The 13,172-nt window shown below is 46.4% G+C and carries 11 protein-coding genes; 8 read left to right on the top strand and 3 right to left on the bottom strand.

Going from position 1 to position 13,172, the window contains the following annotated elements:
• Window positions 1-73: 73 nt before the first annotated feature.
• Window positions 74-1,192, top strand: coding sequence for an alanine dehydrogenase (gene ald / locus ACH6C1_RS11200; RefSeq protein WP_374077073.1), 1,119 nt, complete (start codon window positions 74-76; stop codon window positions 1,190-1,192).
• A gap of 35 nt (window positions 1,193-1,227) precedes the next feature.
• Here ald and ACH6C1_RS11195 read toward each other — a convergent pair whose 3' ends face one another.
• A complete protein-coding gene (locus ACH6C1_RS11195) occupies window positions 1,228-2,325 on the bottom strand; it encodes a M24 family metallopeptidase (RefSeq protein WP_374077071.1) in 1,098 nt (365 codons plus the stop codon).
• A gap of 102 nt (window positions 2,326-2,427) precedes the next feature.
• Here ACH6C1_RS11195 and ACH6C1_RS11190 point away from each other — a divergent pair, with 102 nt between their 5' ends.
• The 3 genes from ACH6C1_RS11190 (at window position 2,428) to ACH6C1_RS11180 (ending at window position 5,568) form a co-directional block, all read left to right on the top strand.
• On the top strand, window positions 2,428-3,105 hold the full coding sequence (locus ACH6C1_RS11190; protein ID WP_095224606.1) for a metal-dependent hydrolase: 678 nt from the start codon (window positions 2,428-2,430) through the stop codon (window positions 3,103-3,105).
• 180 nt (window positions 3,106-3,285) lie between these two features.
• Window positions 3,286-4,602: a DRTGG domain-containing protein gene (locus ACH6C1_RS11185; RefSeq protein ID WP_095224607.1), complete on the top strand. Its 1,317-nt coding sequence runs from the start codon at window positions 3,286-3,288 to the stop codon at window positions 4,600-4,602.
• 21 nt (window positions 4,603-4,623) lie between these two features.
• Window positions 4,624-5,568 carry a DHH family phosphoesterase gene (locus ACH6C1_RS11180; protein WP_374077068.1) on the top strand — a complete coding sequence of 315 codons (945 nt, stop codon included), beginning with the start codon at window positions 4,624-4,626 and terminating at the stop codon, window positions 5,566-5,568.
• Here ACH6C1_RS11180 and ytrI read toward each other — a convergent pair.
• Window positions 5,565-6,068, bottom strand: a complete 504-nt coding sequence (ytrI, locus tag ACH6C1_RS11175; protein ID WP_374077066.1) for a sporulation membrane protein YtrI — start codon at window positions 6,066-6,068, stop codon at window positions 5,565-5,567. The two genes, ACH6C1_RS11180 and ytrI, sit on opposite strands and share 4 nt — an antisense overlap.
• Window positions 6,068-6,400: a sporulation membrane protein YtrH gene (gene ytrH, locus ACH6C1_RS11170; protein ID WP_038562204.1), complete on the bottom strand. Its 333-nt coding sequence runs from the start codon at window positions 6,398-6,400 to the stop codon at window positions 6,068-6,070. The genes ytrI and ytrH overlap by 1 nt, the downstream gene beginning before the upstream one ends.
• Before the next feature lie 126 nt (window positions 6,401-6,526).
• Between ytrH and dnaE the strand changes: the two genes are divergently transcribed.
• The 4 genes from dnaE (at window position 6,527) to accA (ending at window position 13,097) form a co-directional block, all read left to right on the top strand.
• A complete protein-coding gene (dnaE, locus tag ACH6C1_RS11165) occupies window positions 6,527-9,799 on the top strand; it encodes a DNA polymerase III subunit alpha (protein WP_374077063.1) in 3,273 nt (1,090 codons plus the stop codon).
• A gap of 98 nt (window positions 9,800-9,897) precedes the next feature.
• Window positions 9,898-11,136 (top strand): NADP-dependent malic enzyme, encoded by a 1,239-nt coding sequence (gene ystJ, locus ACH6C1_RS11160; RefSeq protein WP_374077061.1) that lies wholly within the window; start codon window positions 9,898-9,900, stop codon window positions 11,134-11,136.
• Window positions 11,137-11,289: 153 nt separating this feature from the next.
• Entirely contained in the window at window positions 11,290-12,147 is an 858-nt protein-coding gene (gene accD / locus ACH6C1_RS11155) for an acetyl-CoA carboxylase, carboxyltransferase subunit beta (protein ID WP_095222156.1), read from the top strand.
• The gene (gene accA / locus ACH6C1_RS11150; protein ID WP_374077059.1) at window positions 12,144-13,097 is read left to right on the top strand and encodes an acetyl-CoA carboxylase carboxyl transferase subunit alpha; all 954 of its coding nucleotides are present in this window, start codon (window positions 12,144-12,146) and stop codon (window positions 13,095-13,097) included. The genes accD and accA overlap by 4 nt, the downstream gene beginning before the upstream one ends.
• The last annotated feature ends 75 nt before the right edge of the window (window positions 13,098-13,172 follow it).

Here is a 13,172-nt window from a genome sequence, read left to right as displayed (position 1 = left end):
TTCATAAGCGGAAACAATGGTATACTTGGGACGAAAGCTAAGTCTTGTTACATATGAAATGGAGGCAAGCAGAATGAAGATTGGCGTACCGAAGGAAATTAAGAATAACGAAAACCGAGTTGCTATGGCACCATCTGGCGTGACACTGTTGCATGAAGCAGGACATGACGTGTACATCGAGACAGGTGCAGGGCTCGGATCAGGCTTTACAGATGAACAATATGAGCAAGCTGGTGCTGTTATTGTCCCGACTGCGGCGGATGTCTGGAGTAAGGAAATGGTTATGAAAGTTAAGGAGCCGCTTCCGGAAGAATACGGTTATTTCTATGAAGGTCTCATTCTTTTCACATATTTGCACCTCGCAGCAGAAGGGTCGTTGACGAATGCTTTGATCGAGAAGAAGGTCGTCGCTATCGCTTATGAAACAGTTCAGCTGGAGGATCGCTCCCTGCCGCTTCTTACACCGATGAGTGAAGTCGCTGGCCGCATGGCATCCCAAATCGGTGCGCAATTCCTGGAAAAGCCGTATGGCGGCAGCGGTATCTTAATGTCTGGAATACCAGGAGTCAAGCGAGGTAAAGTCACGATTATTGGCGGCGGTGTTGTTGGAACCAATGCAGCAAAAATCGCCGTGGGTCTTGGTGCGGATGTCACGATTGTCGATTTGAGTCCGCAGCGTCTGCGTGAGCTTGACGATTTGTTCGGCAGCTCAATCAATACGGTTGTTTCCAATCCGCTTAATATCGCGGAGGCCGTAAAAGAATCGGATTTAGTTATTGGAGCTGTTCTCATACCGGGTGCCAAAGCGCCGAAGCTGGTGACTGAAGAGATGATTGCCAGCATGAAGCCAGGATCTGTTGTCGTCGATGTCGCAATTGACCAGGGAGGTATTTTTGCGACATCTGATAAAATTACGACACATGATAACCCTACGTACACCAAGCATGATGTGCTGCATTACGCAGTTGCCAATATGCCGGGTGCAGTTCCGCGTACCTCAACGATCGGGCTGACAAATGTAACCGTTCCTTATGCATTACAGCTTGCGAATAAAGGATATCAGCAAGCTTGTCTGAACAATCCATCGCTAGCAAAAGGAATCAACACATTGGATGGTTTTGTGACGTATCAGGCAGTAGCGGAAGCCCATGATCTAACGTTTGAAGCAGCTGACAAACTGCTGCAGAGATAAAAAAGAGCATCTGCCCTAAAGCAGATGCTCTTTTTTTAGTCGATAATTTGAAGATCGCGTGGATAAGCTGTAAGCACATCCGGACCGTTCTTTGTAAGGAAAATATCATCCTCGATACGTACGCCGCCGACCCCAGGTAAATAAATACCAGGCTCGATGGTATAGCACATGCCTTCCTGTAATGCTTGTGTATTGTTACTGGACAATGATGGAAATTCATGTACGCCGATTCCCAATCCGTGTCCGACACGGTGCGTAAAATACTCGCCATAGCCAGCCTGTTCGATATGGCCGCGGGCAGCTCTATCAATTTCTGAGATGGCAGTTCCTGCACGTGATGCTGCTGTCGCTTTTTCGAGCGCGATTCGCACAGTATCATGGATATGCTGCTGATCAGCTGTTACCTGCTTATAAGCAACAGTCCGGGTAATATCTGAGCAGTAGCCTTCGAAGATGACGCCTAAATCGAATAAAACGAGATCTCCTGGTGCAATCTGTTTGCCGTCCGGAGTTCCGTGCGGAGAGGCGGTCTTCGCACCGGACAAAACGGTTGTCGCAAATGACATGCTCGTTACTCCTTCTTGCTTCAATGCGTATTCAAGCTCCGCTGTAATCTGCAATTCACTCTTTCCGGCTGCGATTGCCTCGATGCCTTTCTTGACGCCGAAATCAGCAAGGACCGCTGCTTGTTTCAACAATGTGTATTCTTTTTTGTCTTTGATGTTGCGTTGATTATGCAGGAGTTCCGTTGCATTCGTAAATGCCGTATCTGGCAGAATATGCTGCAGCATCTCTAAACGCATTACGGACATATGATCCTTTTCAATTCCCATGGAAGCTGGAATACGGCCTCGTTCTTTCAAGTAATCCTTGAACAGCTGCCAGACATCCTCATGGTCGTGGTATGTAAGCATTTCTTCTTTCCAGCCGGCTTGTAGGGCGTCTTCTTTTTCCATTGCCGGAAGGATCAGCAGTGGTGCATCCTTTTGATCTGCAAAAACAGCAACGAGTCGTTCATGCGGATCTGTATAATAATTGCTCACATAATACACGTTCTCCATGGAGGTGATGAACACGCTGTCTGCCTGGTCACCTTTTAGCTGGTTTAATAATGTATCGATTCTGTGTTGCATGGTAAAACCTCCTTTCCCACAGTATAGCAAAAAACGTATTGCGTTTCTTCCGTATATAACTGTGGTAAACTAAATGCGAAAAAATGAAAAGGGGCTGTAAACGTGAAAATCTCATTCCACGGACAAGCTGTAGTACAGATTGTTACCGAAAAGCATACGATATTAATCGACCCGTTCATCACTGGAAATGCTACATGTGATTTGAATGCAGACGATGTGCAGCCAGATGTGATTCTGCTGACACACGGCCACAATGACCATGTCGGAGATACAATCTCGATAGCTAAAAGAACCGGTGCGCTAGTGGTAGCGCCGAACGAATTGGCAGTCTACTTGGAAGGCAAAGGATTGAACACACATCCAATGGGAATCGGCGGTGCACATGAATTTGAATTTGGACGTGTAAAGCTGACTCAAGCATTTCACAGCAGTGCTATTACAGATGAAGATGGCACCCACTACATGGGAATGCCTACAGGGATTCTGTTCACTGCTGAAGGAAAGACAATCTATCACGCAGGTGATACAGGTTTGTTCTCGGATATGAAACTTATTGGAGATACGAACTCCATTGACGTTGCTTTGCTACCTATTGGAGATAATTTCACAATGGGTCCAGAGGATGCGCTGATTGCTGCTGAGTGGGTAAAGGCCAAACAAGTCGTTCCGATTCATTACAATACATTCCCATTGATTGAACAGGATGGCGCGGCATTTGCTGAAAAAGTGAAACCTGGTCAAGGTGTCCACCTTGAGCCTGGTCAATCCATTACAATCTAAAGAAAACAGCATCCTGTGATAGGATGCTGTTTTTATCTGTTATAGTGATTTGAATGATTTTAGAATGTTATTTTCTAAGATAAACAGCAATTTATCTTCTTAAATTGAAACCTTCACCTAAAAACTGTACAATAACAATAGATAAAAAAAGACTAGTACAGATAAGGACACGGTGAACGAATGTCGACAAAACACGATCAGATTATTAAATATATTGAGAACCTTCCGGTTGGCGGGAAGATATCCGTACGTGCAATTGCCAAGGAATTGAATGTAAGTGAAGGAACCGCTTACCGTGCTATCAAAGAGGCGGAGAATAAAGGGCTGGTCAGTACAATCGAGCGTGTCGGTACTGTAAGGATCGAAACAAAGATCAAGGATAATTTCGATCGCTTATCTTTTGCGGAAATTATTGGGATCGTGGATGGGCAAGTGCTTGGAGGCAGGGATGGCTTGCATAAAACGCTTAATAAATTCGTTATCGGTGCGATGGAACTTGATGCTATGATGCGCTATACCCAAAAGGATGCTCTGCTCATCGTCGGTAACCGTATTGAAGCGCATGAACTGGCAATCAAGGAAGGGGCGGCTGTGCTCATAACCGGTGGATTTGACACGGATGACCGTATTAAGCGTTTGGCAGATGAGAAGGAGCTTCCTGTCATCTCGACGAGCTATGATACATTTACGGTTGCAGAACTGATTAACCGAGCGATTTATGATCAGATGATCAAGAAAGAGATCATTGTAGTAGAGGATATTTACACACCAATGCAGCATACATATCATTTGCAGGAAACGGATACGCTTGAAAGATGGTATACGTTCAATGCGGAAACGACTCATACACGTTATCCAGTAACTAATGCTGCCCAAAAGGTAACAGGAATGGTCACCTCAAAGGATATCATCAATAAAGACAGACAGCTGTCGGTTGTAAAGGCAATGACAAAGAATCCGCTTACCGTTCAGAAGCATACGACCCTCGCATATGCTGCTCATATGATGGTTTGGGAAGGTATCGAGATTATTCCGGTTGTCGATCAGCAGCATAAACTGCAGGGTTTGATTTCCAGGCAGGATGTTTTAAAAGCGCTTCAGCAGATCCAGCTGCAGCCGCAAATCGGTGAAACAATTGAGGATTTGGTAACGAGAGAGATAGATTTGCTGGAAGATGAGGCGCCAGACATCGTATTCCAAGGGAAAGTGACTCCGCAGATGACAAATCAGCTTGGCAGTCTTTCTACCGGGGTTCTGACAACGTTTGTCACGGAAGCAAGCCGACGTTTTGTCCGGAAGATGAAGAAGGGGGATATGGTAGTCGATAATATATCCGTCTATTTCCTGCGTCCCATTCAGCTGGACAGCACGATCCTCATCAAGCCGCGAATACTGGAAGTTGGTCGGAAGCTGGCGAAAATGGATGTGGAAGTGTATAGTAACAAGAAAACATTAGTTGCAAAAGCACTGCTTATGGCACAGTTATTGGATCGCTGAGGCAGATACATAGAGGGGGATATGATGCACGATAAAATCCTGGAAAGAATTAAAGAATATGAAACAATCATCATTCAGCGCCATGTCCGGCCGGATCCGGATGCGTATGGCTCACAGGTCGGATTGAGTGAAATCATAAAGGCATCATTTCCAAATAAACAGGTATGGGTTGTAGGTGATGCTGATCCATCACTGACATTCCTGGCAGAGATGGATACAATAGCTGACAGCGTATTCGAGCAAGCGCTTGTCATTATTTGCGATGCTGCTAATCAGCCGCGTATTTCTGACCAGCGGTATAAGCTAGCCAAAGAAATCATCAAGATAGATCATCATCCGGAAGTGGATCGATATGGAGATATTCAGTGGGTTGTTCCTACAGCCAGTTCAACAAGTGAAATGATTTACGAATTGTATACAGCGCATCCAGAGCTTCAGCTGACGACTCGGGGCGCAATGTTATTATATGCTGGTATTGTCGGTGACACGGGACGTTTCCTATTCCCCTCAACAAGCGAGAAGACATTCCACTATGCTGGTGAATTGATTAAGCATCCCTTTGACCGGACGGTGCTTTATGAAAAACTGTATGCTTCGAGGCTTGGTGTCGCCAGACTTCAGGGATATATCCTCCAGCAACTGGAATTGCATGAAACCGGTGTTTGTGCAATCCGTATTACAAAGGATATTCTTGCATCCTACGGAGTGACTTCTTTGGAAACAAGTCAGCTTGTCGGCACAATAGCCAGTATAGAAGGCGTCAAAGCATGGCTGTTTTTCGTTGAAGAAGAAGAACAGATTCGAGTGCGGATCCGGTCGAAAGGGCCTGTGATCAATGGGTTGGCCGGGAAATACAATGGCGGCGGTCATGCGTTTGCTTCTGGTGCTACGGTGTACAGCTGGGATGAAGCTGCCAGACTCGAGCGGGATTTGCAAGATATTTGCCGTCAGTTTGAATCAAACTAACTGTCTGTCTCCACTGTCACTGTCAAGTAGAGGATCTCGGAAATGATCAGCTGCTTGACAGCGACTTTATACCGAAATCCATCCAGTTCATAAACCTTATTTTCAATCGCGCCTAGCAATAGAGGGGTGCTTTGGACAGCTCCATTAACACTGCGGCCGATCATATGGCGTGCTTCTTCCTTAATCGCTTCCTTTAGTTCATGCTCAATCAATTTGTCCAGCTCCAGGCTGTCATCTGGTTCAATAGCAACCGTGATTTCATCAATAAGAAGACCTTCCTGCTGCAGTTCATTCATTTCTTCATTGTTGTCCTTCAGTACTTCGATATCCCGTTCCAAGTCGTGTATCGTGCCTTCCATTTCTACTTTTTCCTTCACCCAGTCTTCAAATAATGTGCCATACATGAACAGATAGACAAAATAGGAAATGATTCCCCCAAGGAAAAATCCGACCAAAAAGCGCTGCCACCCAGTCTGCTTATAAATCGGCGGTATGTGCATTAGGAGACATCCTCCTGGATGAACCAGCCGATGATCAAGAGTGCGGTTTTTACTCCTCCCATCGCAGCGATGATGATAAGAATTTGTTTGATGACATCAAAAGTCGCCCCTTGATAGATACCTTTTTCGAAATTAGTAATGGCATCGAATGTTCCGCCGATTGCCGCAATGATAGCCCAGATCCGAATACCGCTGGAAATACGCTTGATGGCGGTGAGTGGTGGTTCTCCAGTAGCAAAAGCACCAATACTGCCGATGAAACAGCCCCCGATCATAACGCCGAGGGCAATGAAATAACAATGCATCATTGAAATGATAACTCGTTCTTCCATGCTGAAACTCCTTTTCAAAGTCTTTTTCTACCCTATGGCAGCGCGGGACAAGTTATGTTAGTCATTTCAATGTCTGCAAGATTTCGTATATAATGGAGAGAGTGTAAAAAAGGACGGTAATGATGTATGGAGTTCTCGCATCTGCAAATCAGAAGCAGTTATAGCTTCTATCAGAGTACAATTAAAATTCCTCAATTAGTGAAGAAAGCCAAGGAAGCAGGTTTTGAAGCTTTGGCCCTGACGGATGACGTGGTAATGTACGGTGTTGTGCCGTTTTATCAGGCTTGTTTAGAGGCAGGCATAAAACCGATTATCGGAATCCATGTTCCAGTCGAGGCAGAAGGGCAAGTGATGAAAGTTCTCTTGCTTGCAGAAAATGATACTGGATATCAGCAGCTAGTAGAATTAAGCACATACTTGCAAACGAATGAAACAAATCATTTGCCAATTGCATCATTGGAAGCATATGCGAATGGAGTCATTGCGATTATTCCGACGCACACATTGATACAGCTTCAGATCGATCCATGGCGATCCATATTTGGTGAACGGCTGTATGCTGGTATCAGTCCGGAAGAAGTGCGTTACCTGGATGACCAGACCTTGACCAATTGGCAGCAGCAATACAATCTTCGATTCGCGGCAACTGGAGACGTGCGCTATGTGCAGGAAGATGATATCGATGCATATCATTGTTTGCTTGCAATTGAAGAAGGAGCAACCTGGGAGCCGCTGGTGCATGATGTACAACCGATGCATCATTTGCGTACGGGGGCAGAGATGGAACGGCTTTCCGATAGTGAATTATGGCGGGAAGCGTTGACTGAGGCCGGCTCCATCGCTGAGCGATGCACGATTCAGCTGCAGCTTGGCGGTCGCCATTTACCTGCATACCCAGTCCCTCAAGAAGAACAAGCTGATACATATTTGAGCCAACTATGCAGTATTCGGCTTCAGGAGCTGTATGGGGATAGGAAGGATGCAAGAGATCGGCTGACATATGAGCTGAACGTAATAAAGGAAATGGGCTTTAGTGATTATTTCCTTATTGTTTGGGATTTCGTCCGATATGCAAAGGAACACGGCATCCGTGTCGGTCCCGGCCGCGGATCAGCCGCCGGTTCGCTCGTTGCCTATGTACTGGGCATTACAGCGGTGGATCCATTAGCTTATGGTCTTTTATTCGAACGTTTCCTCAATCCGGAACGAATCTCGATGCCGGATATTGATATTGACTTCTCTGACTACCGCAGGGATGAGGTCATCCGCTATGTACGGGATAAATATGGAGCAGACCATGTAGCACAAATCATAACATTCGGTACCTTTGCAGCCCGCTCCCTTTTGAGAGAGCTCATTAAAACGATGGAGATACCGCAGGCAGATGCTGCTTACTTACTTAAGATGATTCCGAATAACGCAGCATCATTGTCTGCTGGTTTAAAGGCTTCGGAAGAACTTACTGCCTATGTAAAAGAATCCGAGCAGCTGAAGCGGTTATTCCGAATCGGCGTCAAGCTCGAGGGATTGCCGCGGCATGCATCGACGCATGCCGCTGGTGTCGTCATCAGTGCCGACCCGCTCGTGAAAACAGTTCCACTCGCTTCAGGGCATGACGAGGTGGCATTGACACAATTTTCCATGAAGGAGCTGGAGCAGCTTGGTCTTTTGAAAATGGATTTCCTTGGATTGCGAAACCTGACTCTGATGGATTATGTTCTAAACAGCTTGCCGAAACAACCAGATATAGAATCGATTCCGCTGGATGACGAAATGACTTTCCGTTTATTCCGGGAAGGACGCACAAATGGTGTGTTCCAATTTGAATCAAGCGGTATGAAGCAAGTGCTGCGTCAGCTGAAGCCGTCATCATTTGAAGACATTGTCGCTGTCAATGCGTTGTACCGACCAGGTCCGATGAGTTATATCCCCGTCTTTGTCCGTCGTAAACACGGGGAAGAAGCTGTCGGCTATCCGCATGAAAGGCTTGCGCCGATTCTGGAGAAGACATATGGTGTTCTTGTATATCAGGAACAAATCATGCAAATAGCAGCCTCCATGGCTGGCTATAAGCTAGGGGAAGCGGATTTACTGCGCAGAGCTGTTAGCAAAAAAGATGCTGAGGTACTGGAAAAAGAAGAAAGCCGCTTTCTTACAGGCTGTATAGAAAATGGATACACTACCGATACTGCCAAGGAAGTATTTTCCTGGATCGTGAAGTTCGCCAACTACGGATTCAACCGCAGTCATGCAGTCGCATACAGCTACCTGGCCTATCAGCTGGCTTACTTAAAAGCGCATTTTCCTGCTAACTTTTTTGCTGAATTGATGAGTGGCGCAGCGAATCAGCCAGATAAGATTCGGCAGTATATCCGCGAAGCATCCGAGAGCGGAATAAAGGTCTTAGCTCCTTCCATCAATAAAAGCTTTGGCAGGTATACAGTGGAAAACAGAAATATTAGAATGGGCTTGCTGACAATCAAAGGTATCGGTGCCCAAGTGGTACGCCAGATTATTGATGCCAGGAAAGATGGACCATTCAAGCATCTTTTCGATTTCTGCATTCGAGTGTCCATCAGTAAGTCTGCACTGGAGCAGCTCATATTAGCCGGGGCTTTCGATACTATGCATAATAACAGAGCTGCAGTATTAGCCACGATTGATAAAGCAATCGAGCAGGCAGAATTGTTCAGGGAATTATACGATCAGCCATCGCTGCTTGGAGAAGTCGAATTTGAGGCCACCTATGAGAAGCAGGAGCCTTTTTCATCAATGACCACTCTAAAGCATGAAAAAGAAGTGCTTGGTTTGTATATTTCCAGTCATCCGCTCGCAAGCTATCGGGGGGATCTCCGCAGCAGCGGTTATATCGCAGTTCAGCAGCTCGAAGCACTGCCGGCTAAGAAGAAGGTACGATTGGCCGCTGTTGTGCTCCAGCAGCGGACGATCCGGACAAAAAAAGGACAGCCCATGGCATTCCTGACACTTGGAGATGAGACTGGTGAGGTCGAAGCCGTCGTATTTCCTGATTTGCATCGGCAAATCGGTCGTTTTCTGGAAGAGGAGAAACTGCTCGATCTAGTAGGGAAGATCGAGGAAAGAAATGGCGAAAGACAGCTTATCCTGCAAGATGGCCAGCTCTTCCAGGAAGACAAGCTCGAGACTGGTAAGGAACGGCTATTCATCCGCTACGATACTATCGCTGAAGAAGAAGTTCTCGATATTGTCCGCGATTGTGCCGCGCAATATCCCGGAAATGTACCTGTCATCGTTGTACACAAGGATACTCGGAAAAGCTATCAGCTGTCTGGTTCGTATCACCTCGAGCTAAGCCAGAAAAGCCTGGGTATCTTAAGGAAACATTTCGGAAAAGAAAACGTTGCCGTGTCAGGGCAGTGATGATCTGATTAACTTTCTTTACACCATGGTGGGATATGCCTATAATGTATAGTCGTCTGTACCGATCAAGTTATAAATTACACAAAGGATGATAAAATATGTCCAATTTAAGAGAAGATGCTCTGAAAATACACCGAGAAAATAAAGGGAAACTGACGATGAAGTCGAAGATTCCTGTCCGTAATGCAACGGATTTGAGCCTTGCTTATTCCCCTGGTGTAGCTGAACCTTGTAAAGAAATCCACCAAAACAAGGATGACGTATACGAATACACAATGAAAGGCAACATGGTTGCAGTTGTCAGTGACGGCTCTGCCGTGCTTGGCCTTGGAAACATCGGTCCAGAAGCATCTCTTCCGGTAATGGAAGGAAAATCTGTCCTATTCCAAAGCTTCGCAGGTGTTGACAGCTTCCCGATCGTGCTTGACACAAATGACGTGGACGAAATCGTTCGCACCGTGAAGTTGATGGCACCAACATTCGGCGGCGTGAACCTAGAGGACATCTCCGCTCCTCGCTGCTTCGAAATCGAAGAGCGCTTGAAAGCGGAAACGGATATTCCAGTATTCCATGATGATCAGCATGGTACTGCAATCGTAACGGTTGCTGGTTTGCTGAACGCATTGAAATTGGTTGGCAAAAGCTTCGATAACATCAAAGTGGTAGCTAACGGTGCTGGCGCTGCAGGTATCGCAATCATCGAATTGCTGCACAGCCTTGGTGTAAACAACGTCATCATGTGTGATTCCAAAGGAATGATCTACGAAGGTCGTCCAGAAGGCATGAACAAAATGAAAGACCGTGTAGCGAAAATCACGAACCGTGATCGTCAGGAAGGCAGCCTGTCTGATGCGATCAAGGATGCTGACGTGTTCATCGGTGTATCTTTGGCAAACCTATTATCCAAAGATGACGTTCGCACAATGGCAAAAGATCCAATCATCTTCGCAATGGCGAACCCAGATCCGGAAATCCTGCCAGCTGATGCAAAAGAAGCAGGTGCCCGCGTTATCGGTACCGGCCGCTCTGACTTCCCGAACCAGGTGAACAACGTCCTTGCTTTTCCTGGTATCTTCCGTGGTGCCCTTGACGTTCGCGCAACTGGCATCAACGAAGAGATGAAGATTGCAGCTGCGAAAGCGATCGCTGAATTGATCGACGAAAGCGATTTGAACGAAGATTACGTTATCCCAGCTCCATTCGATCCGCGCGTTGCTCCAGCTGTTGCGAAAGCAGTAGCAAAAGCAGCGATGGATACTGGCGTCAACCGCATTACAGTTGATCCAGAAGAAGTAGCTGAGAAGACGCGTCAGCTTACACTCATCGACGAAGACTGACATGCAACCTGCACAGGCAGACGTTTCCATTGTTGGAAAATGTCTGCCTGGCGCGGGTTTTGTGTATTTACATAGATGAATTTAACGCGCACTCACATGGAAATGATGGTACAATAAATAGTTAGATGCGTTTGTTCAAAAGGAGGAATTACCTTGCTTAAAGATTTTTTTAGCAAGAAGAAACATGCTTCTAAGCCGAGTGAAGAGGCGAAGCAGGATATTCCTGAAGGACTCATGCTCAAATGCTCGGATTGTGGAAAGATCTACTACCGGGAAGAGATGAGAAAGCAATTGAATGTGTGTCCGAACTGCGGCCACCATCATCAATTGCCTTCTGACGAGCGAATTAACAACTTGTTCGACGAAGGTTCATTTATGGAATATGATACAGACTTAAAAACAGGCAATCCGCTTGGATTCCCAAGCTATACGCAGAAGTTGGAGAAAGACCAGCTGAAGACAGGCTTAAAGGAAGCAGTCGTAACTGGTGAAGGTACGATAAACGGTTTCCGTACGGCCTTTGCTGTCATGGACTCTCGCTTCCGAATGGCAAGCATGGGTTCTGTCGCCGGGGAAAAGATTGCTCGTGCAATTGAAAATGCACGTAAAGCGAACATTCCGTTCATCATTTTCACAGCATCTGGCGGCGCCAGAATGCAGGAGGGCGCTTTAAGCCTTATGCAGATGGCCAAGACATCTGCTGCTGTCCAGCGTTTCCGTGATGCTGGCGGACTGATGATTTCTGTCATGACGAATCCTACATATGGAGGAGTTTCTGCAAGTTTTGCGTCGCTCGGGGATTATAACTTTGCCGAGCCTGGAGCACTAATCGGCTTTGCAGGAAGACGCGTTGTAGAAGAAACAATTCGTGAAAAGCTTCCAGAGGACTTCCAGACCGCGGAATTCCTATTGGCTCATGGGCAGCTGGACGATGTTATCAATCGCCATGATATGAAAAAATACCTGACCACGATCCTCGATATTCATCAAGCAGGAGGAAACGTATCATGAAACAAGTATTGGAATTCGAGAAGCCAGTCATCGCTCTGCGTGAAAAGATTGCAGAACTGAAGACATTCACGAAGGAGAGCGACCTGGATTTAACGGAAGAAATCGTTAAGCTGGAGACGCGGCTTGAAAAGCTGGAAAATGATATTTATACGAATCTGAAGCCTTGGGATCGTGTGCAAATGGCACGACATGCTGAGCGTCCGACGACACTTGATTATGTGGAGCAGCTTTTCACTGATTTCCTGGAGTTCCATGGAGATCGTTACTATGGAGATGATGCTGCAATAGTTGCAGGTATCGCCAAGTACAAAGGTCGCCCAGTAACCATCGTAGGACATCAGCGCGGTAAAACGACGAAAGAAAACATCCGCCGTAATTTCGGAATGCCGCATCCGGAAGGTTTCCGGAAAGCAGCCCGTCATATGCAGCAGGCTGCTAAATTTGGCCGTCCGATCATTTGCTTCATCGATACAAAGGGTGCATTCCCGGGTCGAGCAGCAGAAGAACGCGGACAAAGTGAAGCAATTGCCCGTAACCTTATGGAAATGTCCGGCTTTGAAGTACCGATCATATGCATCGTTATCGGAGAAGGCGGAAGCGGCGGCGCATTGGCTCTTGGTGTCGGTGATCGTCTGCTTATGCTGGAGAATTCCACGTTCTCTGTTATTTCACCAGAAGGTGCAGCGTCCATCCTGTGGAAAGACGGCGGGAAAGCGAAGGAAGCAGCAGAAAAACTCAAGATTACAGCACCTGACTTGAAAGAACTCGGTGTTATCGATGACATTATTCCGGAAATCCGCGGCGGTGCACATCGGGATCTCCCGGCGCAAGCAGAGCTTGTGGATCAGGCAATTGCCGAGCATCTTTCTCAATTGGAAAAATTGGACAAGCAAGTATTACTGGAACAAAGATGGGAAAAATATAGTAATATTGGTTCGTTTGCTGAATAAGCACTCGTACAACTGACTTCATCTTCCGCTTCTGTAAACGATTTACATAGGCTTTTTTGCGGAATTCTTTCTCTT

This window comes from Terribacillus sp. JSM ZJ617 (assembly GCF_044383785.1).
Taxonomy (GTDB): domain Bacteria; phylum Bacillota; class Bacilli; order Bacillales; family Amphibacillaceae; genus Terribacillus.
Note: the sequence above shows the minus strand (reverse complement) of the source record. Positions and strands in the feature narration are given on the sequence as shown.